The 20,824-nt window shown below is 70.5% G+C and carries 20 protein-coding genes; 9 read left to right on the top strand and 11 right to left on the bottom strand.

Annotated elements, in window-relative coordinates:
• Positions 1-103: 103 nt before the first annotated feature.
• Positions 104-586 carry a hypothetical protein gene (locus ACTMTF_RS30260; protein ID WP_441113723.1) on the bottom strand — a complete coding sequence of 161 codons (483 nt, stop codon included), beginning with the start codon at positions 584-586 and terminating at the stop codon, positions 104-106.
• A gap of 98 nt (positions 587-684) precedes the next feature.
• Positions 685-1,869 (bottom strand): cytochrome P450, encoded by a 1,185-nt coding sequence (locus ACTMTF_RS30255; protein ID WP_441113722.1) that lies wholly within the window; start codon positions 1,867-1,869, stop codon positions 685-687.
• Between the two features lie 175 nt (positions 1,870-2,044).
• Here ACTMTF_RS30255 and ACTMTF_RS30250 point away from each other — a divergent pair, with 175 nt between their 5' ends.
• The 4 genes from ACTMTF_RS30250 to ACTMTF_RS30235 are packed head-to-tail and all read left to right on the top strand — an operon-like array spanning position 2,045 to position 5,862.
• Positions 2,045-2,890, top strand: a complete 846-nt coding sequence (locus ACTMTF_RS30250) for a fumarylacetoacetate hydrolase family protein (protein WP_441113721.1) — start codon at positions 2,045-2,047, stop codon at positions 2,888-2,890.
• A complete protein-coding gene (locus tag ACTMTF_RS30245; protein WP_441113720.1) occupies positions 2,887-4,185 on the top strand; it encodes an L-fuconate dehydratase in 1,299 nt (432 codons plus the stop codon). Before ACTMTF_RS30250 ends, ACTMTF_RS30245 begins: the two co-directional genes overlap by 4 nt.
• Positions 4,182-4,934, top strand: coding sequence for an SDR family NAD(P)-dependent oxidoreductase (locus ACTMTF_RS30240; protein ID WP_441113719.1), 753 nt, complete (start codon positions 4,182-4,184; stop codon positions 4,932-4,934). The genes ACTMTF_RS30245 and ACTMTF_RS30240 overlap by 4 nt, the downstream gene beginning before the upstream one ends.
• 1 nt (position 4,935) lies before the next feature.
• The gene (locus ACTMTF_RS30235; protein WP_441113718.1) at positions 4,936-5,862 is read left to right on the top strand and encodes an aldo/keto reductase; all 927 of its coding nucleotides are present in this window, start codon (positions 4,936-4,938) and stop codon (positions 5,860-5,862) included.
• Here ACTMTF_RS30235 and ACTMTF_RS30230 read toward each other — a convergent pair.
• The 3 genes from ACTMTF_RS30230 to ACTMTF_RS30220 all read right to left on the bottom strand — a co-directional run bounded on the left by ACTMTF_RS30230 (position 5,850) and on the right by ACTMTF_RS30220 (position 8,692).
• Positions 5,850-6,287 carry a GNAT family N-acetyltransferase gene (locus tag ACTMTF_RS30230; RefSeq protein ID WP_441113717.1) on the bottom strand — a complete coding sequence of 146 codons (438 nt, stop codon included), beginning with the start codon at positions 6,285-6,287 and terminating at the stop codon, positions 5,850-5,852. The genes ACTMTF_RS30235 and ACTMTF_RS30230 overlap by 13 nt on opposite strands.
• Before the next feature lie 14 nt (positions 6,288-6,301).
• On the bottom strand, positions 6,302-7,507 hold the full coding sequence (locus ACTMTF_RS30225; RefSeq protein ID WP_441113716.1) for an ATP-binding protein: 1,206 nt from the start codon (positions 7,505-7,507) through the stop codon (positions 6,302-6,304).
• A gap of 237 nt (positions 7,508-7,744) precedes the next feature.
• A complete protein-coding gene (locus ACTMTF_RS30220) occupies positions 7,745-8,692 on the bottom strand; it encodes a DNA polymerase ligase N-terminal domain-containing protein (RefSeq protein WP_441113715.1) in 948 nt (315 codons plus the stop codon).
• 72 nt (positions 8,693-8,764) lie between these two features.
• Between ACTMTF_RS30220 and ACTMTF_RS30215 the strand changes: the two genes are divergently transcribed.
• Positions 8,765-9,589: a hypothetical protein gene (locus tag ACTMTF_RS30215; protein WP_441113714.1), complete on the top strand. Its 825-nt coding sequence runs from the start codon at positions 8,765-8,767 to the stop codon at positions 9,587-9,589.
• Here the strand turns inward: ACTMTF_RS30215 and ACTMTF_RS30210 are convergent.
• From ACTMTF_RS30210 to ACTMTF_RS30190, 5 genes are all read right to left on the bottom strand, one after another.
• The gene (locus ACTMTF_RS30210) at positions 9,586-10,260 is read right to left on the bottom strand and encodes a FadR/GntR family transcriptional regulator (protein ID WP_397005225.1); all 675 of its coding nucleotides are present in this window, start codon (positions 10,258-10,260) and stop codon (positions 9,586-9,588) included. The genes ACTMTF_RS30215 and ACTMTF_RS30210 overlap by 4 nt on opposite strands.
• Before the next feature lie 25 nt (positions 10,261-10,285).
• Positions 10,286-11,440 (bottom strand): MBL fold metallo-hydrolase, encoded by a 1,155-nt coding sequence (locus tag ACTMTF_RS30205; protein ID WP_441113713.1) that lies wholly within the window; start codon positions 11,438-11,440, stop codon positions 10,286-10,288.
• Positions 11,441-11,522: 82 nt separating this feature from the next.
• Positions 11,523-12,641, bottom strand: coding sequence for a steroid 3-ketoacyl-CoA thiolase (locus tag ACTMTF_RS30200; protein WP_441113712.1), 1,119 nt, complete (start codon positions 12,639-12,641; stop codon positions 11,523-11,525).
• Positions 12,642-12,684: 43 nt separating this feature from the next.
• On the bottom strand, positions 12,685-13,677 hold the full coding sequence (locus ACTMTF_RS30195; RefSeq protein ID WP_441113711.1) for a sigma-70 family RNA polymerase sigma factor: 993 nt from the start codon (positions 13,675-13,677) through the stop codon (positions 12,685-12,687).
• A gap of 166 nt (positions 13,678-13,843) precedes the next feature.
• On the bottom strand, positions 13,844-14,779 hold the full coding sequence (locus tag ACTMTF_RS30190; protein ID WP_441113792.1) for an NADP-dependent oxidoreductase: 936 nt from the start codon (positions 14,777-14,779) through the stop codon (positions 13,844-13,846).
• A 77-nt stretch (positions 14,780-14,856) separates the two neighbouring features.
• On the opposite strand from ACTMTF_RS30190, the gene ACTMTF_RS30185 reads away from it, so the two are divergent.
• On the top strand, positions 14,857-15,882 hold the full coding sequence (locus ACTMTF_RS30185) for a GlxA family transcriptional regulator (protein WP_441113710.1): 1,026 nt from the start codon (positions 14,857-14,859) through the stop codon (positions 15,880-15,882).
• On the opposite strand, the gene ACTMTF_RS30180 is transcribed toward ACTMTF_RS30185, so the two are convergent.
• Positions 15,879-16,574 (bottom strand): TetR family transcriptional regulator, encoded by a 696-nt coding sequence (locus ACTMTF_RS30180; protein WP_441113709.1) that lies wholly within the window; start codon positions 16,572-16,574, stop codon positions 15,879-15,881. The genes ACTMTF_RS30185 and ACTMTF_RS30180 overlap by 4 nt on opposite strands.
• A 183-nt stretch (positions 16,575-16,757) precedes the next feature.
• Here ACTMTF_RS30180 and ACTMTF_RS30175 point away from each other — a divergent pair, with 183 nt between their 5' ends.
• From ACTMTF_RS30175 to ACTMTF_RS30165, 3 genes are read left to right on the top strand one after another with little or no spacing between them, the layout of a single operon-like run.
• The gene (locus tag ACTMTF_RS30175) at positions 16,758-18,557 is read left to right on the top strand and encodes an AMP-binding protein (RefSeq protein WP_441113708.1); all 1,800 of its coding nucleotides are present in this window, start codon (positions 16,758-16,760) and stop codon (positions 18,555-18,557) included.
• Entirely contained in the window at positions 18,541-19,668 is a 1,128-nt protein-coding gene (locus ACTMTF_RS30170; protein WP_441113707.1) for an acyl-CoA dehydrogenase family protein, read from the top strand. The genes ACTMTF_RS30175 and ACTMTF_RS30170 overlap by 17 nt, the downstream gene beginning before the upstream one ends.
• A complete protein-coding gene (locus ACTMTF_RS30165; protein WP_441113706.1) occupies positions 19,668-20,822 on the top strand; it encodes an acyl-CoA dehydrogenase family protein in 1,155 nt (384 codons plus the stop codon). The genes ACTMTF_RS30170 and ACTMTF_RS30165 overlap by 1 nt, the downstream gene beginning before the upstream one ends.
• The last annotated feature ends 2 nt before the right edge of the window (positions 20,823-20,824 follow it).

The raw sequence follows: 20,824 nt of genomic DNA, 5'->3' as shown, positions 1-20,824 counted from the left end.
ACCCGGAACAAGACGCGGAATCCGGCCGGACCCCTGTTGAAGCGTGCCACCACGTGACCGTGCTGGTCGCCGCCATCAACGAATGGCCGTGACCAGCGCGTTCCTATCCGCCTTGCACGGTCCGGCCCCCTGGAGTTCCGTAGTACCAGTGCCGCTCGGCCGGAGCGGGAGGGAGGGTGCCGGCAGCCAGATCGACCAGAGCCGCTGCCAGCTCGACAAGCGGAGCCGCGTCGATGTGCTCCGCACCGCGCAGGAAGCTGGTCGCACTCTCCTCCAGCTCGGGCCAGGTCGAGACTTCGGCCCGGTCCACGCCGCCGCGGGCCTCGATCCGGCGAGCAGCCTCCACGACACAGTGCAGGAGCACCTGTCGCCGATCCTCGCTGAAGTCGTCCAGCAGGACGGCGGAACCGCTGCCCGCCAACGCGTGTGTGCGGAGACCCTGCTCCAACTCCGGCCACCACGAGGGCCGGAGGTCCGCCGGCGTCTCCGCACCGACTCGCGCCGCTTCGATGAAGAGAACCCCGAGTGCCACGTCATAGGCCCAGAACATCGCGCCATCGGAGATCACCGGCACTGTCTTACTCAACGGCACTCCTCCGCAGCCGATTGCTCCCAGCCCAAACCATGGCCTAACGACCCGGCTGATCGCGCCTTGAACGGCGACCAGTACTTTCGCAGCAGGCCCTAGTGCAGCTTGACCGGGAGTTCCTTGATGCCGTTGATGAAGTGGGAGCGCAGGCGGCGGGCCTCGCCGGTCTGGCAGAGCTTGGGGTAGCGGCGGGCGAGTTGCTCGAACAGGACGCGGAGTTCGAGCTTGGCGAGGTGGTTGCCGAGGCAGAAGTGGGCGCCGCCGCCGCCGAAGCCGATGTGGGCGTTGGGGGAGCGGCCGATGTCGAAGACCTCGGCGTCCGGGAAGACGCTGGTGTCGCGGTTGGCGGAGGAGTAGAAGACGACGACCTTGTCGTTCTCCTTGATCTCCTGTCCGCCGAGGATCTGGTCGGTGGTGGAGGTGCGGCGGAAGAGGTTGACGGGGGAGACCCATCGGACGATCTCGTCGGAGGCCGTGGCGGCGAGTCCGGGGTCGGCCACCAGGCGGGCCCACTGGTCGGGGTGCTCGAAGAGGGCGAGCATGCCGCCCGAGGCCGCGTTGCGGGTGGTCTCGTTGCCCGCCACGACGAGCAGCAGGACGAAGAGGTCGAACTCGGTCTCGTCGAGTGTCTGGCCCGCTTCGTCGGACTGGAGGAGCTTGCTGACGATGTCGTCGCGGGGGTTGGCCTTGCGCTGGACGGCGAGTTCGTTGGCGTAGGCGTAGACCTCCATGGCGGCGGAGCTGCCCTCCTCCGGGGAGTCCGCGTAGTCCGGGTCCTGGGCGCCGATCATGCGGTTGGACCAGGCGAAGATCTTGTCGCGGTCGGTCACCGGGGCGCCGAGGAGCTCGCAGATCACGTACAGCGGCAGGGGCGCCGCCACCTCGGTGACGAAGTCGGCCTCGCTGCCGCACTTGTCCAGGAGGTCGTCGGTGATGTCGCGGATGTGCTGTTCGAGGGCGCCGATCGTGCGCGGGGTGAAGCCCCGGTTGACCAGCGAGCGGCGCCGGGTGTGCTCCGGCGGATCCTGGTTGAGCATCATCATCCGCTGCATCGCGATCTGCTCTTCCGGCATCTCCGCGAAGAGCGCCAGCTTCCTGGAGGAGGAGAACAACTCGGAGTGCCGGGAGACGTGCACCACGTCCTCGTAGCGGGTGACCGCCCAGAAATCCGGCTCGCCAGGGTGCCGGTGGACGGGGTCGTTGGCGCGGAGCCAGGCGAGTTGCTGGTGCGGCGGTCCCGCGGCGGCGTAGTTGTCCTGGTCTACGAGGTCGATGTGCACCCGGATTCACCCTCTTGATCAAGCGCTTGGTTTTTGGTATTGCAACGTGTTCTATTACGGCACTGTACGACCGTCAAGGAGGAACGCGAACCCATGCGTACCCCCTTGACATGCCCGCAGCCTCCCCACCAGCATCGGGAGGAAGAGACATCCGATGTCTGACGAAGGATGCGTTGTGAAGCTGCTGCGAGTAGGAGCCGTCGGCCAGGAGCGGCCGGTGGTCATGGACGACGCCGGTGACCTGCGCGACATCGGAGAGCCGGAGATCGACGGGGCGTTCCTGGCATCCGGGGGCGTGGCTCGGGTGCGCGAGGCGCTCGAACGCGACGCGCTGCCCGTCATCGACGCCGAGGGCCTGCGGATCGGCGCGCCGATCGCGCGGCCGGGCAAGATCGTGTGCATCGGGCTCAACTACAGCGACCACGCCGCCGAATCCGGCGCCGACGTGCCGGCCGAGCCCGTGGTGTTCATGAAGGCGAGCAACACCCTGGTCGGGCCGTACGACGAGGTGCTCGTGCCGCGTGACAGCGTGAAGACCGACTGGGAGGTCGAGCTCGCGGTCGTCATCGGCAAGCGGGCCCGCTACCTGGAGTCCCGGGAGGAGGCGCTCGACGCCGTGGCCGGGTACGCGGTGGCCAACGATGTGTCCGAGCGGGAGTTCCAGCTTGAGCGCGGCGGCCAGTGGGACAAGGGCAAGTCGTGCGAGACGTTCAACCCGATGGGCCCCTGGCTGGTGACCGCCGACGAGGTGGGCGACCCGCAGGCCCTGCCGCTGCGCCTGTGGGTCAACGGCGAGCTGCGCCAGAACGGCGACACCAAGAACATGATCTTCGACGTGGCCGAGGTCGTACGCTATCTGAGCCGGTTCATGGTGCTGGAGCCGGGCGACGTGATCAACACCGGCACCCCCGCCGGAGTCGCCATGGGCATGCCCGGTCAGCCCTATCTGCGCGCCGGTGACGTGGTCGAGCTGGAGATCGGCGGGCTCGGGAGACAGCGGCAGAGCGTGGGCCAGGCATGACAGAGCACGGCGCGCGGGCGTACGAGATCGTGGGGATGCGGACGCACGACGTGCGCTTTCCCACCTCGCGTGAGCTCGACGGGTCCGACGCGATGAACCCCGACCCTGATTACTCCGCGGCCTACGTGGTGCTGACGACCGACGACGGGTTCGCCGGGCACGGGTTCGCGTTCACCATCGGGCGGGGCAACGACGTGCAGACGGCCGCGATCGGCGCGCTGGAGTCGTACGTGCTCGGCCGGGACGTCGAGGACCTGGGCGGGCTCTACAAGGAGCTGGTCCACGACTCGCAGCTGCGGTGGCTCGGGCCGGAGAAGGGCGTCATGCACATGGCGATCTCCGCCGTGGTCAACGCCCTGTGGGACCTGAAGGCCAAGCGGGCGGGCAAGCCGGTCTGGCGGCTGCTGTCCGAGATGTCGCCGGAGGAGATCGTCGGCCTCGTCGACTTCCGGTACCTGAGCGACGCGCTGACCCCGGACCAAGCCCTCCAAATCCTGAAAAATGCGGAAAGCGGTAAGGAAGAGCGGATAAATCGGCTTATGGCCGATGGGTATCCCGCCTACGCCACCTCCCCCGGCTGGCTCGGGTACGACGACGACAAGCTGCGCCGCCTCTGCCAGGAGGCTCTGGAGCAGGGCTTCGGCCAGATCAAGCTCAAGGTCGGCGCCGACCTGGCCGACGACATCCGCCGCCTCACGGTGGCCCGCGAGGTCTGCGGCCCCGATTACCCCATCGCGATCGACGCCAACCAGCGCTGGGACGTCGGCTCGGCCATCGCGTGGGTGCGCGCGCTCGCCGAGTTCCGCCCGCACTGGGTCGAGGAGCCCACCAGCCCCGACGACGTGCTCGGCCACGCCGCCATCGCCGAGGGCATCAGGCCCATCCCGGTCGCCACCGGCGAACACGTCCAGAACCGGATCGTGTTCAAGCAGCTCCTGCAGGCCGGTGCGCTGTCGTACCTGCAACTCGACGCCGCCCGCGTCGGCGGCGTCAACGAGAACATCGCGATCCTGCTGCTCGCCGCCAAGTTCGGCGTCCCGGTCTGCCCGCACGCGGGCGGCGTCGGGCTGTGCGAGCTGGTGCAGCACCTGGCGATGTTCGACTACGTGGCCGTCAGCGCCGCGATGGACGACCGCGTGATCGAGTACGTGGACCACCTGCACGAGCACTTCGCCGACCCGGTGGTGATCGACCACGGCCGCTACCGGGCGCCCACGGCCCCGGGGTTCAGCGCCGAGATGCACGCCGCGTCGATCACCGCCCACACCTACCCCGGCGGAGAGGTCTGGAGATGAGCCTCAAAGCCATCGTGACCGGCGGCGGTTCGGGCATCGGCCTGGCCACCGCCACCCTGCTCGCCGGGCGGGGGATGCGGGTCGCCTGCCTCGACCTGCACCCGCCCGGCGAGCCGTTCGTCGGCATCGCGGTGGACGTGCGGGACGACGCGCAGGTACGGCAGGCCGTCGCGGAGGCGGCCGAGCGGCTCGGCGGCATCGACATCCTGATCAACAACGCCGGCGTCGGAGCCCAGGGCACCGTCGAGGACAACGACGACGACGAGTGGCGCACGGTGTTCGACGTCAACGTCCTCGGCATGGTCCGGGTGAGCCGCGCGGCGCTCCCGTACCTGAGAAGGTCCGAGCACGCGGCGATCGTCAACACGTGCTCGGTGGCCGCCACGGCGGGCCTGCCCGGCCGCGCTCTCTACAGCGCGACCAAGGGCGCGGTGCAGTCGCTCACGCTCGCGATGGCGGCGGATCATGTACGCGAGGGCATCCGGGTCAACTGCGTGAACCCGGGCACCACGGACACCCCGTGGGTCGGGCGGCTCCTCGACGCGGCCGACGACCCCGAGGCGGAGCGGGCGGCGCTGAACGCCCGGCAGCCCATGGGCCGTCTGGTGAGCGCCGACGAGGTGGCGACGGCGATCGCCTATCTGGCCGGCCCGGAAGCGGGCGCCACCACCGGGACCGCGCTGGCCGTGGACGGCGGCATGCAGGGGCTCCGCCTCCGGCCCCCGACTTCGGACGACTCCAGGAGCTGATGTGATCGAGCTGCCCCGCCACGGGCTCGGCACCGCGCCGATCGGCGGCCTCTTCCGGGCGGTGACCGACGAGCAGGCGCGGGCCACCATCGACGTGGCCTGGGAGGGCGGCGTCCGGCTGTTCGACACCGCGCCGCACTACGGACTCGGCCTGTCAGAACGCCGCCTCGGCGCGGCGCTCGCCGGCCGCTCCGGCTACGTGCTGTCCACCAAGGTCGGCCGCCTGCTGGTGCCCTCGTCGCGGGGCGGACGCGACGACGAGGGCTTCGACGTGCCCGCCACGTACGAGCGCGTCTGGGACTTCTCGCGCGACGGCGTGCGCCGCTCCCTGGAGGAGTCCCTGGAGCGGCTCGGCCTGCCCCAGGTGGACCTCGTCCTCATCCACGACCCCGACGCGCACGTCGACCAGGCGATCGCCGAGGCCTATCCGGCGCTGGCCGAGCTGCGCGCGCAGGGTGTGGTCAAGGCGATCGGGGTCGGCATGAACCAGTGGCAGGCGCCGCTGCGGTTCGTCCAGGAGACCGACATCGACGTGGTCATGCTGGCCGGCCGCTACACCCTGCTCGACCAGTCGGGCCTGCCCCTGCTGGCCGCCTGCGCCGAGCGGGGCGTGCGGGTGCTGGCGGCGGGCGTCTTCAACAGCGGCCTGCTGGCCACCCCCGAGCCCTCGGGCACCTTCGACTACGCCCCCGCCCCGCCCGCGCTCGTCGAGCGCGCCCGGCGGGTCGCCGCGATCTGCGAGCGGCACGGCGTACGGCTGCCCCAGGCGGCGATGGCCTTCCCGCTGCGCCACCCGGCGGTCGCCGCCGTCGTCCTGGGCGCCCGCACCCCTGAGGAGATCCGTACGAACTTCGCCCTGCGCCGGCGCCCGGTGCCGGACGTCCTATGGCGGGACCTGCGCGCCGAAGGTCTCCTTCAGCAGGCGTAGCGCACGATCCACAGTCCGGGCACCGGCTCGGCCTCGCCCTGCAACGTGAACCCGAGCCCTTCGTAGAGCGCCCGCGCGGGAGCGTTGCCGCGGCCCGTGGACACCACGATCCCGCGCCCCTCCGCCCTGGCCATGACCTCCTTGACCAGCGTCCGCCCGATCCCCTGCCGATGCGCGCCGGGGTGCACGATCAACCGGTCGAGGTCCACCTCGTCGGAGGTCCGCGCCCACGCCACCGCGCCGACCAGCCGCTCCTCGTCATCGAAGGCGCCCAGCCAGGTGAGCGGCAGGGCCAGCAGGTCGGCCGGCGTCTCGTGCAGGGGTGGGATCCGGTCGTCCCCGATGATCTGCGCTTCCACTCTGTACGCCGCGTGCTGCAAGTCGAGCAGCCCGGCCTGGTCAGGGGATATTTCGGTAATGTGCATTGCCCGAGTATCGCCTACCCGACCTCCCACAGCGCGCTCACCGGCATGGCCCGCATCCTGTCGCCGAAAGGCAGGGTCAGTGTGCCGGTATGGAGCACGATCCCGGCGAGGAAGTCCTCCCCGAGGCGGTCGGCAAGATGCCGCAACCCTCTGAAATCGTCCGCCCGGACAGTGGAGGACGCTTTCACCTCGATGCCGACGACCTGGCCCCGTCTGTTCTCCAGGACCGCGTCTACCTCCACCTGGTCCTTGGTGCGGTAGTGAAAGAGGTCCACCTGCTCGTCGGCCCAGGTCAGCTGACGTGCGAGCTCCATAAGGACGAATCCCTCCAGGAGCGGTCCGAAAGGTCCGCCAGGGCGGATGAGGCCTCGAGCGTCAGCGCCGAGCAGATGCGCCGCGACCCCTGAGTCGACGAACGCCATCTTGGAAGTCCGGATCGCGCGATTGCCCAGATTCCTGGACCAGGCCGGGATGCGTTTGATCAGGAAGACTTCCTCAAGAAGATTCAGGTAGCGCGAGGTCGTGGTAGCTGATAGCCCCGCCTCTCTCCCGAGGGCTTGGCCGACGAGAAGCTGGCCAGAACGAGCGGCGAGTAGACGGATGAGCGTACGCATCTCCGCCACCCGCTCGACTTCGAGAAGCGCTGTCATGTCCCGGCTGATCAGATCGCCCACGTAGGAGCTCAAGAAGTGCTGCCGTCTGCGGTCGCTCGCCCGAGCCACGGATTCGGGGAAGCCGCCACGCACGATCCTGTCCGCGTACTCGCTGCGTGTCACGGTGGAGTTGTGCTGCAGCGCGGCACCCTGATCGAAGATGGAATCAACGAACCCGTCAGACGTGTTGTCGATCTCTCCTTGGGAAAAGGGCCAGAGTTCTATGGTCTCCATCCGCCCGACGAGTGTGTCCGGCAGCGTGCGCAACGCCAGGAGGCGGGAGGAACCTGTCAATAGGTATTGACCCGGCTGTGGGTCAGCGTCCACCCGAGCCTTGATGGCGAGCAACAACTCGGGTACTCGTTGAATCTCGTCGATGACCATGATCGGGGAGAAGTCCACGAAACCATCCGGATCCGCCATCGCGGACTGGCGGACGAAGCTCATATCCAGATCCCGCCATTCAGCGGACCTCTCGCTCGTGATCTGCTTGACGAGCGTGCTCTTGCCGCTCTGGCGGGCACCGTTCACCAAGACCACCCGGGTGTCTGCCAGGGCTTCTGTCACGGCACGTGTGGCATGTCGCCTAACCACCCTGCCCAGAGGAGTGCTCACCATGAGCTAAGCATGGCATGGACGAGTCCTCTGCTGTGGTGGTTCAGACGCATGGTGAGTGGTGATGTGGACGGGTGCTACGTGGTTGTTCGGACGTAGGAACTCTGACGCAATGGTCGCTACCATGCTGACGCATTGGTCGCCGCCGATGTGGTGGTCTGGTCGCCGGTCTCGTGGTGGATCGGTCGCTCAGGAGGGGATGAAGAGCCACGCCGTCGACTCGCCTGGTTCGTATGGCGAGTCGAGGCGTTTGGCCACCACTCCCGGCAGGCCCTGTTGCTTGGCCGCCTGGCGGACGGGGTCGGCCTGGCCGGGCCACGACGGGGCCGTCTGCCAGTGGGAGGTCGACAGGTTCAGCGCTTCCAGGGCGGCCCGGCGTACGGTGTAGGGCTGGTCCACCAGGGAGCGGCCGTCGTCGTACAGCAGGTCGTAGAAGACCAGCACCTCCGCGCCCGAGAGGGTGGCGAGCTCGCCGTCCAGCAGGGCGGTCCTGCTGCCGAACGACTCCGCGAGCGCGCGCAGCCAGGGATGCTCGCGGGCGGTGGTGGTGCGGCCGCCCTCGATGGGGACCAGGAGGCGGCGTCCGCCCCAGGCGAACTCGTAGGCGTAGGCCGCCTGGTCGCGGGGCGGGCGGGCGCGTTCGGCGGGGAGCATGGGGGACAGGTCCGGCAGCGGGTCGCGGGCCGGGGGGTCCATCCGGTGGATCATCCAGTTCTTGCCGTTGGTCTGGAAGAGCACGAAACGACCGCCGGCCCGCGAGCCGCGCAGGACGACCTTGACCTCCCGGTCGGACCATTTCTCCAGCTCGTACGTGCCCTGGTCCCAGATGGTCATCGCGCCGCCGCCGTACTCGCCCTGGGGGATCTCGCCGTGGAAGGTGAGGTACTCCATGGGGTGGTCCTCGGTGTGCACGGCCAGGTGGTTGGTGCCGGGGTCGTCGGGGAGGCCCTTGGGGATGGCCCAGGAGGCGAGCACGCCGTCGTGCTCCAGGCGCAGGTCCCAGTGCAGGGAGCGGGCGTGGTGCTCCTGGATGACGAAGGCGTCCCCGCCCTGCGGCTCCGGGGGTGTCTGGGGGACGGGCTCGGGGGTACGGCTGGCGTCGCGTTTGCTCCGATATTTCGTGAGTTTGTCAGCCATATGGGCGTACTACCCCGTAATGGCGTGCGAAAATGATCTCTCCCCCAGCCCCCGATGAGGATGAAGACTCCCATGAGACGTTGGATGGTCATGGCGACCGCCGCGCTGTTCGCGTGGGCGCCGAGCGCCGCCGTCGCGCAGACCGCCGCTCCGGACCCCGTGCAGGCGCTCAAGAAGCAGTTCCGCGCCGAGCGCGGCGTCGACTTCACCGAGATCTCCCGCAGCGGCTCGGGCGAGGTAAGGGTGCGACGCCATGGGCAGGTGCAGCTCGGGACCGGCGGCCCCTTGGCGGCGTACATCACCGGGTGGAACGTCTACAACGACGACCGGCTCAACGACATCGAGCCGGAGGCCCGGCTCATCGTCGCCGACGACACCTACTATCTGGCCGGCGAGTCACTGCCCGAGGGCAAGAACTGGATGGGCCTGAAGTACGGCGAGAAGCTCAAGATCGAGCCCGAGTCCCTGATCACCGAGCAGACGATCAACGTGTTCGATCCGGCCGTTCTCAAGGTCACCCTGAAGGGCGCGACCGCAAAGCCCGTCTCGGGTGGATTCTTCTACCGCGGTGACGTGACCTACGCCGAGCTGAGCAAGGCGGCCAAGAGCTACTACGCCGCCGACCAGGAGGGCGTGACCTCGAAGAAGAACGCCAAGACCAAGATCGAATGGCGGCTCTGGACCGACGGCAACGGCCTGATCAAGCGCTTGACGGCCAAGACGCTCTCGGTCAAGGGCGCGGTGCTGGAGCGGGTCGACACCCGTTACTCCGACTGGGGACGCTGGCAGATCATCCCGCCGCCGGCCGCCGACGAGGTCATCGACTGGGAAGACGCCAAGAACCTGCCCCGCGACCTGCCCGACCCCAACGCCATCGACCTCGGGGCCACCCCCTAGGGAAGCACCTTGCGCAGCCACGCCTCCACGCCCGCGATGTGCACCGTGGCCCAGGACCGGGCCACGTCGGCCTGGCGGGTGGCGATGGCCTCGTAGATCGCGGCGTGCTGCTCCCGCGTCTTCCGCATCGCGCCTTCCTGCGTCAGGCCGCGCCAGATCCGGGCCCGGGTGGTCGGGCCCGACAGGCTCTCGATGAACGAGCAGAGCACGCTGTTGCCGGACCCCACCGCGATCCGCCGGTGGAACTCCAGGTCGTTGGCGACGAGCTCCTCGATCGTGGGATCGGGGGGCAGCGCCTCCAGGATCGCGCGCAGCTCCTCGATCTCCGGCTCGGTCATCTGCTCGGCGGCCATCGCGGTGGCGGCGGGCTCCAGGATGCGGCGCACCTCGAAGAACTGCAGAACGGTGTCGTCGCGGTGCAGGTCCAGCACGAACGACATGGTGTCGAGCAGCAGGCGCGGCTCCAGACTGGTGACGTAGGTGCCGTCGCCCTGGCGTACGTCGAGCACGTTGATCAGGGCGAGGGCGCGTACGGCCTCGCGCAGCGAGTTGCGTGACAGGCCGAGCCGCTCGGCCAGGTCGGACTCCTTCGGCAGCCGGTCGCCGGGGGTCAGCTCGCCGGAGAGGATCATCTGCTTGATCTTGTCGATGGCCGCGTCGGTGACCGCCACGCTCTTCTCCCTAGACATCGGACGTCTAGGATTCTATGGCTTTGAAGCGCACCGGGCCGTCGCCGGACAGGCGGCGAACCGCGCCGCGGGCCTCCAGGGTGCGCAGATGGGCCGCGGCCTCGCCGGCCGCCATACCGCGCAGCACGGGCGGCAGATCTGCCCAGGGCCTGTTCCAGGTCATCATGGCGGCGGTCTCCCAAATGGTCGGCGGTTCGGCGCGCTCGGACAGTTGGGCGTGCAGCCGTTCGAGCTTCTCCTCGTGATGGTGGCGGATCTCTGCCGTCCGTGCTGCTACATCGGGAAATATCCACTCATGGGCGGGGAGGGCGTCGAGCATGCCGAGCTCGCCCACCCGGCCGAGCGACTCCAGGAAATCACCCAATGGGTCCACATCGGTCCGGTCGTAGGGATAGATGCCGACGTGTGGGGTGATGTCGGGGAGCACATGGTCGCCGGTGAACAGCCGGTCGGCGTCCTCCAGGTGCAGGCAGATGTGCCCGGGGGTGTGTCCGGGCGTGTGCACCGCCCGCAGTTTCCTGCCCGGCAGGTCGATCAGATCCCCGTCCCGCAGCCGCAGATCGGGCATCGCCGGCACCTGCCTCCCCTGCGGCGCAGCACTCCTCGACTCCCGGCCGCCGACTCTCTCCGTCTCGCGCGGGGTGCCGTTCGCCGGGCCGTCGCCGGTCGGGTCTGCGGGAGGGTTGCCGGCGGGCTCGGTCGCGGGTCTGGCCGGGCCCGCGTGCACCGCCGCGATCTCGTCGGCGCCCGCGCCCGCCAGTTTCAGCATGTCCGACTGGAAGTCCCGGTGGGCGTCGTCGGACAGGCCGTGCATGAGCTCGACCAGCGCCGCGTCCGCCTCGTGCATCGCGATCCAGGCGCCCGACTCCTGCCGCACCTGCCCGGCCAGCCCGGCGTGGTCGGGGTGGAAGTGGGTGACGACCACGCCCCTGACCGACGCCACGTCGATCCCGAGGCCGGCCAGCCCGCCGCTGAGCGCCGCCCAGGCGTCCGGGTGATTCCACCCGGCGTCCACCAGGACGGGCCCCTTGGGCGATTCCAGGGCGTACACCAGCGTGTAGCCCAGCGGGTTGCCGGGGATCGGCACCGGCACGCTGCACACCCCGCCGCCGAGGTCCTGCGGGCGCTGCTCTGCGTACGGCCTGCGCCGCGATCTGCTCATCGAAGGTCCCCCGTCGTGCGTCTTGCGTAGATTGTGGGGGAGAGACGCGGAACTTGGATACGGATGATCCGGCTCTGTCCCCTCAAGCGATGCGCTCGATGATCGTGGCCGTGGCCAGCGCGCCGCCCGCGCACATCGTCACCAGCGCCGTGGCCGAGTCCGACCGTTCCAGCTCGTGCAGCGCCGTGGTGAGCAGCCGTGCGCCGGTGGCCCCGACCGGGTGGCCGAGCGCGATCGCGCCGCCGTTGACGTTGACCCGCTCGAGGTCCGGCCGGTGCACGCTCGCCCAGGACAGCACCACCGAGGCGAACGCCTCGTTCACCTCGAACCGGTCGATGTCGCTCATCGCCATCCCGGTCGCCGCGAGCACCTTCGCCGTCGCGTCCACCGGTCCGTCCAGGTGGTAGTACGGCTCCGCGCCGACGAGCGCCTGAGCCAGGATCCGCGCCCGGGGCCGCAGCCCGTCCCTGACGGCGATCTCCTCGCTCATCACCAGCACGGCGGCGGCGCCGTCGGAGATCTGCGAGGACGTGCCGGCGGTGTGCAGCGTGCCCTCGCCCCGGACGGGCTTGAGCGCGGCGAGGCTCTCGGCGGTGGTCTCGCGCAGTCCCTGGTCGCGGGTGACCTCACCCACCGGTACGATCTCGCGCTCGAACCGCCCGTCGGACCAGGCCTTCGCGGCGAGCTGCTGGGACCGGGCGCCGAAGGCGTCGAGCCGCTCACGGGTGAGCCCACGCCGCCGCGCGATGCGCTCGGCGGCGGTGAACTGGTCGGGCAGGTCGATGCTCCAGTCGTCCGGCCGTGGCTTGGCCGGTAACACGTTGCTGCCGAGCGGTGCCCGGCTCATCACCTCGACCCCGCAGCCCACGCCCACGTCGATCACCCCGGCGCGGATCAGCGCCGCTGCGAGGTGCACCGCCTGCTGCGAGGACCCGCACTGCGCGTCGACGGTGGTGACGCCCGCCTGGTAGGGCAGCCCCGCATACAGCCAGGCGTGCCGCCCGACGTGCCCGCCCTGCTCGCCCGCCTGGGTGACGCACCCGGCGAACACCTGCTCGACCAGCGCGGGGTCAATCCCTGAACGATCGATGAGGCCGTTCAACGCGGTGGCGAGCACCTGCTGCGGCTTGAGGTCGGCCAGCAGGCCGCCGCGCTTGCCGATGGGAGTACGGACGGCCTCGACGATCACCGGTGTGCCCACAGTCGCCTCCAGAACGATGCTCTGGCCGAGACTGTAACCCGTTCTACTTTGTCGCGAAAGCCCCGTCCAGGGTGCTGGGCAGGCCGAACAGCTCGAACAAGCTCAGGTCGAAGAACATGGACACGTGGCTGATCAGCGAGCCGGTGAAGGTGAGCACGGGCAGCGCGAACGGCCGATAGTGGTCGCCCTCGCGCAGATACATGCCGAACGCCGGCTGCCCGTTGGCCCAGGTGGGCACCAGTCGCAGATCCCCGGGGCCGCGCGCCGGGCAGTTGGTCGTGATTAGCGCGACGATCGCCTCCACGCCTTGGTACCAGCCGTCGAAGGGAGGCATCTCCCAGATCGCTTCCTTGGTGAGCAGCTCCGTGATGGCGCGCATGTCGTAGCTCTCGAACGCCTTCATGTAGCGGTCGAGCTGGGCCTGCTGCTCCTGGGTCAGCGGCTGCGGCCGGTCGTCGAGGCTGGGCGCCACCTCCTGGAGCTGCGCGCGGGCCCGCTGCAGGATGCTGTTGACGGCGACGGTGGTGGTGTCGAGCACCTCGGCGACCTCGGCCGCCCGCCACTTGAGCACGTCCCGGAGGATGAGGACCGCCCGCTGGCGCGGCGGCAGATGCTGCAGGGCCGCGACGAGCGCGAGCCGGATGCTCTCGCGGGCGGTGACGATCGCGGCGGGGTCGTCGCCCCCGGCGCCCACCATCCCGTCGGGCACCGGCTCCAGCCACGGCACCTCACCCCGCTCGACCGGCGGCGCGGTCGGCTCGGCGGCCGGCGCGCCGAGGCCGGTCGGCAACGGCCGGCGGCCCCGGCTGTCGAGCGCGGTGAGGCACTGGGTGGTGGCGATCCGGTAGAGCCAGGTGCGGAGCGAGGAGCGGCCCTCGAAGCCTTCGTAGCCGCGCCACGCCCGCAGGTAGGTCTCCTGCACCAGATCCTCGGCGTCGTGCACCGAGCCGAGCATGCGGTAGCAGTGCGCGAGCAGCTCACGCCGCATGGGATCAGCCAGGCGGAGGAAATCTTCGCTCGATGGCTTGTCGCTCATACCTCCTGTATAGGCCAAGCCACCGACAGACTGAGAAGGGACCCAGGTCAAGCCGTCGGCAGACCGGGACGCGGGCCCAGGTCAAGCCGTCGGCAGACCGGGACGCGGACCCAGGCCGAGCCGTCGGCAGACCGGGATCCCGTCCTCCTTCGGGGTGCAGGTCGGGTCAGTCCGGGACCGTGAGGACGATCTTGCCGGTGGTTCGGTTCGTCTCGCCGAGTTCGTGGGCCTTGGCCGTCTCGGCCAGGGGCACGGTCGCGGCGATCTCCGCGTGCAGCTTGCCCGCCTCCATCAGCGCCGCCAGGGCCCGCATCGCCGCGTGGTCGGGCTCGACGAGTATGGCCTCCGCCCGGATGCCCAGCTCGGCCGCCCGGGCCGCCACCTCCTCGCTCATCCCCAGCAGGGACACGATCGTGCCGCCCTCGCGCAGCGTCTGCAGGGAACGCATGGCGTAGTCGCCGCCGATGGCCTCCAGCACCACGTCGACGTCGCGTACCACCTCGGCGAAGTCCTGCTCGTGATAGTCCACGAGCTCGTCGGCCCCGAGACCGCGCAGCAGGTCGTGCTTGCCGGCGCTCGCCGTGCCGATCACGTACGCGCCGCGCGCCTTGGCGATCTGCACCGCGAGGTGCCCGACCCCACCGGCGGCGGCGTGCACGAGCACGCGCCGGCCGGCCGTCACCCCCGCGACGTCCACGAGCGCCTGCCAGGCGGTGAGGGCGGCGAGCGGGATCGCGGCCGCCTGCGTGTGGTCGATGCCGGCGGGCTTGCGGACGAAGTGCCTGGACGGCGCGGTGACGTACTCGGCGTAGGCGCCATGAGCCACCGGGTAGCGGAGCATGCCGAAGACCTCGTCGCCCGGCTTGTACAGGGCCACGCCGAATCCGACGGCCTCGACGACGCCCGAGACGTCGAAGCCCAGCACGAACGGGGGCGGCGTGCCCCACACGTTGCCACTGGCCCGGCTCTTCCAGTCGGTGGGGTTCACTCCCGCCGCCTTCACCCGCACGAGCACCTCGGTCGGCCCGGGGGCGGGCTTGTCGACTTCCACCATCTTCAGCACTTCGGGACCGCCCGCGGTGTCCTGGCTGATCGCACGCATCTTCATGCGGACCAGCTTGCTGGACGCGGCGGCGTTCGGCGAGTGACCCGAAGGCCAATATGTGCAAAAATCGGGCCATGCACCGTGTAGCCGTCCTCGCGCTCGACGGTGTGATCCCGTTCGAGCTCAGCATCCCGTCCCGGATCTTCGGCGGCGCGTTCACCCCCGACGGCCAGGCGCGCTACGAGGTGGTCACCTGCTCGCTCGACGGCCGCCCGGTCGTGACGGCCGCCGACTACTCGGTGATGGTCGAGCACGACACCGCCGCGCTCGCGACGGCCGACACCGTGGTCATTCCCGCAGTTGAGGCCTTCTCCGACATCACCGGCCCGGAGGAGCTGCCTGCGGGCCTGCTCGCGGCGCTGACCTCCCTGCGTCCCGGAACGCGGGTGGTGTCGATCTGCGTCGCCAGCTTCGTCCTGGCGGCGGCGGGCCTGCTGGACGGCCGGTCCGCGACCACCCACTGGAAGCGGGCCGAGCACTTCGCCCGCCTGTACCCCCAGGTGCGGGTGGACCCCGGCGTGCTGTTCGTGGACGACGGCGACGTGCTCACCTCGGCGGGCGCCTCCGCCGGTGTGGACCTCTGCCTGCACCTGCTGCGCCGTGACCACGGCAGCGAGGTCGCCAACCAGGTGGCACGCATGTGCCTGGTGGCGCCGTGGCGGGACGGCGGCCAGGCGCAGTACGTCGAACGCCCGATGCCCGAGCCGTCCGACTCAGGGACGGCCCCCACCAGGTCCTGGGCCCTGGAGCGGCTGGGCGAGCCGCTCCGGCTGGAGGATCTGGCCCGGCACGCTGGCATGAGCAGGCGGACGTTCACCAGGCGCTTTCGCTCGGAGGTCGGCACCAGCCCCGGCCAGTGGCTCACCCTGCAGCGGGTCGAGCTGGCCAGGCGGCTGCTGGAAAGCAGCGACCTGCCGGTGGACGCCGTCGCCGAGCGCGCCGGTCTCGGCACCGCGGCCTCGCTGCGGCAGCACCTGCACGCGGCGGTCGGCGTCTCACCCCACGCCTACCGCCGCACCTTCAGGCTCTCCCCGCCCACGCCCACGGCCATACTCTCGACGCCCGAGCTCTCCACGCCTGCGCTTCCCACGCCTGTCTAGAAGTCGCTCAGCAGCCGGTCGGAGGCGATCTCGATGCGGCGCTGGATCTGCTCGTAGGTGCGGCGCCCGCGCAGCATCTCCAGCAGCTCCTGCACCCAGATGCTCGACAGGGAGCCGGCCAGCGCGATCTGCTCCTCGCTCGCCTGGTCACGGCCGATGCCGCCGGCCGAGACGCGGAGCAGCAGGCCGGCCATCCGGTCGCCGAACGGGGTCTCGACCTCGGCCAGGATCAGCGAGCGGATCAGCGCGTCGGCCAGCTCCGGCTCGCGCATCAGGCCGCGGGTGGCGCGCATCAGGACGTCGACCGCCCGCCCGGCGGGGGTGGAGGCGCTCGGCGGCCTGCGCTCGATGCTGCTCTCCAGCAGGTCGATCTCCTCGCCGACGACCGCCACGACCAGGTCCATCTTGGACGGGAAGTAGCGATAGAGGGTGCCGAGCGCCACGCCCGCACGCTCGGCGACCGTGCGCATCTGCATCGCCTCGACGCCGCCGCGTGAGGCCAGCGCGGCGGCCGCCTGGACGATGCGCTTGCGGCGCTGGTGCTGGCTACGCGTCCGGACGCTGTGCCCGGCGTTGGGCCCGCTGTCGGGCCCAGCGCCGGGCCCACTGGTGTGCCCGCTGCTGGGCTCGTGCTCCATGGTCCCCTCGGTGTCGCTGGGGGGCGTGGCGATGGCCGCCTGCGGGGTGCGCATGAGAACACGTTACTTGATTTGTCAGCGGCCGGGCTTGTTACTCGTCGGTCACAAACGGCGCCTATAGATGCATGTCTCTAGCGCTACAGGCATATATCGGGACTTGCCGTAACGGGTTGCCTCTGGACAGATTTTAGAATCTGTTCTAGTTTGCGGTTCGACCGAGCGCTTGGTGGAGGCACCATGACCGCGGACACCCTCGCCGCCCTGCTGGCGGCCCGGGCGGAGGACGACCGTCCCGGGCTGCTGTTCGAGGATCGGCGATGGTCGTGGCGCGAGTACGTGCGCGCCTGCCGGCGGGCTGGGGCCTGGCTGGACCGGCGTGGCCGCCCTGGCCAGGACCGTCCCGTCCATGCGGGCGTGCTCTGCGACAACGTGCCCGAGCTCGTCTTCCTGCTGGGCGCGGCGGCGCTGACGGGGCACGTGGTGGTCGCGCTGAACCGCACCCGGTCGGTGGCCGAGCTGTCCCGCGACGCCCGCGCGACCGACGTGGACGTGCTGCTGTGGGACGAGCCCTACGAGGCCCTGGCTCGTGAGGTCGCCCACGACACCGGCGTGGAGCCCGTCCCCGTCTCGGCCCTGTCCCACCCACCCCGAGCCCGAACCGAGCAGAACGGCCTCAGCCCGGACGAGCCCGATCCGGGCGGGCATGGGCAGGGTCGGCACGGCCCGGGTCGGCGTGCGACGGGTGCGCCCAGGCCGGGTGAGCTGGTGATGCTGATCTTCACGTCCGGCACCTCCGGGCGCCCGCGTGCCGTCCGCGTCACACAGCGCAAGATCGCGCTGCCGGGGATGTCGCTGGCCGCGCTCCTCACCCCCGACGACGTCGTCTACTGCTCGATGCCGCTCTTCCACTCCGGCGCGATCATGGCCGCGTACGCCCCGGCGGTGGTCTCGGGGGCCGCGCTGGCGCTGCGCCGGACGTTCTCCGCCTCCAGCACCCTGCCCGACATCAGACGGTACGGGGGCACGTACCTGCATTATGTGGGCAAGGCGCTGTCCTATGTGCTGGCCACCCCAGAGCTGCCCGACGACGCGGCCAACCCGCTGAGGATCGCCTTCGGCAACGAGGGCAGCGCGACGGCGACCCGGCGGTTCGGGGAGCGCTTCGGCTGCCGGGTGATCGACGCGTTCGGGTCCACGGAGACGGCGATCTCGGTCTCACCCGATCCGTCAGGCCCGCCCGGCAGCCTCGGCAGGCTCCCGGAGGGCGTCGAGGTGCGCAACCCGTACACCGGCGAGCGGTGCGCCACGGCGGTGCTGGAGGAAGGACGGCTGCGCAACCCGGACGAGGCGATCGGCGAGCTGGTCAACATGGCGGGGCTCGGCCTGTTCGAGGGGTACTACAACGACCCGGAGGCCGACGCCGAGCGCGTCCGCGACGGCGCGTTCTGGTCCGGCGACCTGGCCTACGCCGACGGCGACGGCTACGTGTTCTTCGCCGGGCGCGGCACCGAACGGCTTCGGGTGGACGGGGAGAACCTGGCCGTCGCCCCGATAGAGGCAGCGGTACGGGAGTTCCCCGGCGTGGTCGAGGCGGCGGTCTACCCGGTGCCGGACGCCCAGGCCGGCGACCAGGTGATGGCGGCCCTGGTGCTGAGCGCCCCCGCAGAAACGCCCCATCCGGCAGCGTCCGACCCCGCGCTGTCCGACCCCGCGCTGTCCGTTCCTGCCGCGTCCGTTCCTGCGGGTTCGATCCGAAGGCGTTCGCCGCCTTCCTGGCTGCGCGGCGGGATCTCGGGGCGAAGGCGCTGCCCCGTTATGTACGGCTGTGCCGCGCGCTGCCCCAGACGCCCTCGCACAAGGTCATCAAGCGGCTCCTGGCCAAGGAGGCCTGGCGTACCCCCGACCCCGTCTGGTGGTGGCCGGGAGCCCGTGCCGAGCCGCGATTACTCGGCCCGGAGGACGTCGCGGCGATCGAGGGCGAGTTCATCCGGCATGGCCGGCACCACCTATTGGAGGGTTGATGGATTTCAAGCTTGACGAGACCCAGGAGGAGCTGCGCGCCCTGGCCTCGGACGTACTGGCGAAAGAGGCCGGTCACGAGCGGCTGGAGTCGCACGAGAAGAGCGGCAGGCCGTACGACGAGAGGTTGTGGAAGGCGCTGCGGGAGGCCGGCCTGACGGCCGTCTGCGCGGCCGAGCACGCCGGCGGCGCGGGGCTGGGGCCTGTCGAGTTGGCCGTGGTCCTGCGGGAGGCGGGGGCGCGGGCCGCGCCGGGGCCCCTGGCGGCCACGCTGGTGAGCACGCTGGCCGTCAGCAGGTACGGCTCCCGCGAGCACCAACGGCGGGTGGCCGGGACGGCCGTGTCCACGGTGGCGATCAGGGAGCCGGGCCGGGCGCTCACCGACCCTCCAGCGACCGTGGCCGAGCCGGTGGCAGGCGGATCGGGCCCGGTGGCGGCCGATCTGGTGGCGGGCGGATCGGGCGCGGTGGCGGGCGAGGCGGGGGCGGGTGGATCGGGTCCGGGGGCGGGCGGCTGGTTGCTCAGCGGCCGCAAGAGCGGTGTGGCCCATGCCGAAGGCGATGTGCTGGTGACGGCCGATCAGGGTCTGTTCCTGGTGCACGCGCCACCGGCGGCGCCCGAGTTCGCCTCCACCGGGGAGCCCACGGCCACGATCACGCTCGACCGCACCCCGGCCGAGCGGGTGGCGGGGCCCCAGGCGATCGAAGGAGTGCGGCAGCTGGCCACGGCGGCCGCCGTCGCGCAGGCCTCCGGTGTGCTGGCGGGCGCGCTGCGGCTCACCACCGAGTACATCAGGACGAGGAAGCAGTTCGGCCGGGCGCTGGCCGAGTTCCAGGCGGTGACCATGCAGATCGCCGACGTCTACATCGCCGGCCGCGCGCTGGACGTGGCCATGTGGTCGGGCGCCTGGCGGCTGGCGGAGGGACTGCCCGCCGAGGAGGACCTGGCCATCGCGGCGTTCCACACGAGCGAGGCGGTCAAGGCGTTGTACACCTGCCAGCACCTGCACGGCGGCCTCGGGCTCGACGTGACCTACCCGCTGCACCGCTACTTCGCGCACGCCAAGCACCTGGCCCACCGGCTCGGCAGTGGAGACGTCCAGCTCGACCTGATCGGAGGGCTCGCCTGATGCTGATCGACCTGACCCCTGACCAGCGCAGGCTCCGCGACGAGCTCCGCGAGTACTTCGCCGGCTGCCTGACCGCCGAGGACCGTAAGAAGATCGCCGAAGACCCGTTCGGCGAGGCGTACATGGCGCATTGCCGCAGGCTCGGCAGGGACGGCAAGCTGGGCCTCGGCTGGCCCAAGGAGTACGGCGGCGGTGGCCACGGCCCTCTTGAGCAGCAGATCTTCGCCAATGAGATCGCCCGCGCCGGCGTGCCGTACCCGATCATCACCGTGCAGACCGTCGGACCCACCCTCATGCAGTACGGCACGAAGGAGCAGAAGGACCGGTTCCTGCCGAGCATCCTGGCGGGCGAGTGCCACTTCGCGATCGGCTACAGCGAGCCCGAGGCGGGCACCGACCTGGCCTCGCTGCGGACCACGGCGGTGCTCGACGGCGACCACTACGTCGTCAACGGCCAGAAGATCTTCACCAGCGGCGCCCACTACGCCCAGTACATCTGGCTGGCCACCCGCACCAATCCCGAGGCGAAGAAGCACAAGGGCATCACCATGATGATCGCCTCGACCGCCGACCCCGGCTACTCCTGGACCCCGATCGTCACCATGGACGGCCGCCACCACACCAACTCCACCTACTACGCCGACGTGCGCGTCCCGGTGGACATGGTCGTGGGCGAGGTGGACAAGGGCTGGGACCTGATCGTCAACCAGCTCAACCACGAGCGCGTCACCCTGGGCCCCGCCGGCAACCTCGGCCAGGCCTACGACCGCTTCCTCGCCTGGGCCCGCCGCACCGGGCTGGCGGACGAGCCGGACGTACGGCGAGCGCTCGGCGCGGTACGGACCAGCTTCCGCACCAACGAGCTGCTCAACTGGCAGGTCGCCGCCAACATGGACCTCGGCTGGCTGGGCGCGCCCGACGCGTCGGCCACCAAGATCTACGGCTCGGAGCGGATGCAGGAGACCGGCAGGCTGATCGGCGACATCCTGGCCCGCTACGGCGACCCCGCCGACCCGGAGACGGCCCGGCTGATCGAGCTGACGGACCACGGGGCCAAGGGCGCGGTCGTCCTCACCTTCGGTGGCGGCGTCAACGAGGTGCAGCGGGAGCTGATCGCCATGCTGGGCCTGAACCTGCCGAGGCCGCCTCGATGAGT

Source organism: Nonomuraea sp. ZG12, from assembly GCF_052068115.1.
GTDB lineage: Bacteria > Actinomycetota > Actinomycetes > Streptosporangiales > Streptosporangiaceae > Nonomuraea.
This window is presented reverse-complemented; position numbering and strand designations above follow the sequence as displayed.